At 67.0% G+C, this 1,816-nt stretch carries 1 protein-coding gene; it reads right to left on the minus strand.

Translation table 11 applies throughout. The annotated features are described in order from the left end of the window. Window positions 1–6: 6 nt before the first annotated feature. Entirely contained in the window at window positions 7–1,422 is a 1,416-nt protein-coding gene (locus tag WBA11_RS04920; protein ID WP_424519606.1) for a GH1 family beta-glucosidase, read from the minus strand. Between the last annotated feature and the right edge of the window lie 394 nt (window positions 1,423–1,816).

A 1,816-nucleotide genomic window follows, 5' to 3' on the forward strand; every position in this document is an offset into this window, starting at 1 on the left:
CCGACTCTAGACGCCGTGCTGGATCGAGGACGCCGTGGCGCCGGTCGCCGTCACGGTGCCTACGGTCGGGATGAGCGCGTCGCCGATGACGGCCCCGTTCGACTCGATGACGCGGCGGTAGAAGTCGGCGCTGGCTTTGGGCGTCCGCTCCTGCGTCTCGAAGTCGACGTGGACCAGGCCGAACCGCTTGGCGTAGCCCAGCGCCCACTCGAAGTTGTCCATCAGCGACCACGCGAAGTAGCCGCGCACGTCGACGCCGGCCTCGAGGGCGTCGCGGACTGCGCCGATGTGATCGTGGAGGTACGCTTGCCGGAGCGGGTCGTCGACGCGCCCGCCGACCGGCTGCGGTGGGTCAGCGGCAGCCATGCCGTTCTCGGTGACGTACTGAGGCACGTCACCGTAGCGGTCGCGGAGCCAGATCATCAAGTCGCGAAAGGCGGGGGCGTAGACTTCCCAGCCCATCTCGGTGTACGGATGTCGCGGCTGCCGGACCCGCCGTGCGCGCTCAGGAAGGTCCGTTGGGTCGTCGACGCAAACGGCGCGCGTGTAGTAGTTGACGCCGAGAAAGTCCGGTGCCGTCTGGATCTCGTCGAGGTCGGCCGCCGCGAACGTGGGCCAGGCGTCGCCGAACACGTCTGCGAGTTCGTCGGGATAGCGGCCTCGGAAGATCGGGTCGAGGAAGATCCGATTCATGTAGGCGTCCGCCCTCGAGGTCGCGGCGACGTCCTCCGGCAGGTCGGTCGCGGACACCTTCGGCTCTAGGTTGACCGCGATCCCTACCTCGCGTGCGCCCTCGGCCCGGAGGGCCGCGGCTCCTCGTGCGTTGGCGAGGAGCAGATGGTGTGCGCAGAGCGGCCCCTCTGCGAGCACGCGGTGTCCCGGCGCGAGCCCTCCGCGGACGTAGCCGCCGTCCATGACCACCCAGGGCTCGTTGAGCGTGATCCATTTCGAGACGCGGTCGCCCAAGCGATCGTGAACGACGCGGGCATAATCGGCGAACCAGTCGGCGATGTCGCGGTTGAGCCACCCGCCGCGGTCGTCGAGGGCGGCCGGCAGGTCCCAGTGATAGAGCGTCAGCATCGGCTCGATCCCGGCCTCGGCGAGCCAGTCCACCAGGCGGTCATAGAAGTCGAGGCCGGCGTCGTTGACAGCCCCACATGTGCCCCCGGGCAACACACGTGCCCAGGCGACGCTGAAGCGGTAGGCCTCGAGGCCGAGCTCCGCCATCAGGCTGACGTCCTGGGGCATCCGGTGGTAGTGGTCGCAGGCTCGGTCGCCGGTCTCGCCGTTTGTCGTGCGACCCGGCGACTGGGAGAACCGGTGCCAGATGGACGGGCCAGCGCCGTCGGCGAGAGGAGAACCCTCGATCTGATAGGCTGACGTAGCGGCACCCCAGAGGAAAGCGTCGGGAAATCGAGACATGGTCGTATTCAGGGGCTTAATCGACCCGCTGAGATCGCTGACAGGGATGCCGGTCTTTGAGTATGAAGCTAGGCGATCAAAATTTGCAACTCTCGCGCTCTGGGTCCACTCCGAGCTCCAGGGTCGCCGCCTCGCCTAGAAGCGCCTCAGATCCGATCGAAGGAGTGCCATCGCCCGACGTCGACTAAGAGAATACCTGATGGTAACAGTCCGATCCTCGCGCGCGAGCTCTCAGAAGCCGCCTTTCAGGTGGTCCCCAACGGCTCTCCACTTTCAACTCTGGCTGAAACCGGTCTCGGAAAGCCACAGCCCGCGCGATCTCCTCTATTTTTGCCCGCCCCCCTTCGCGCGCATGACTCAGGACGCCCCGCTCCTCACTCCCGGACCGCTCCTG

The organism is Rubrivirga sp. (genome assembly GCF_049648075.1).
In the GTDB taxonomy this organism is placed as follows: Bacteria; Bacteroidota; Rhodothermia; order Rhodothermales; family Rubricoccaceae; genus Rubrivirga.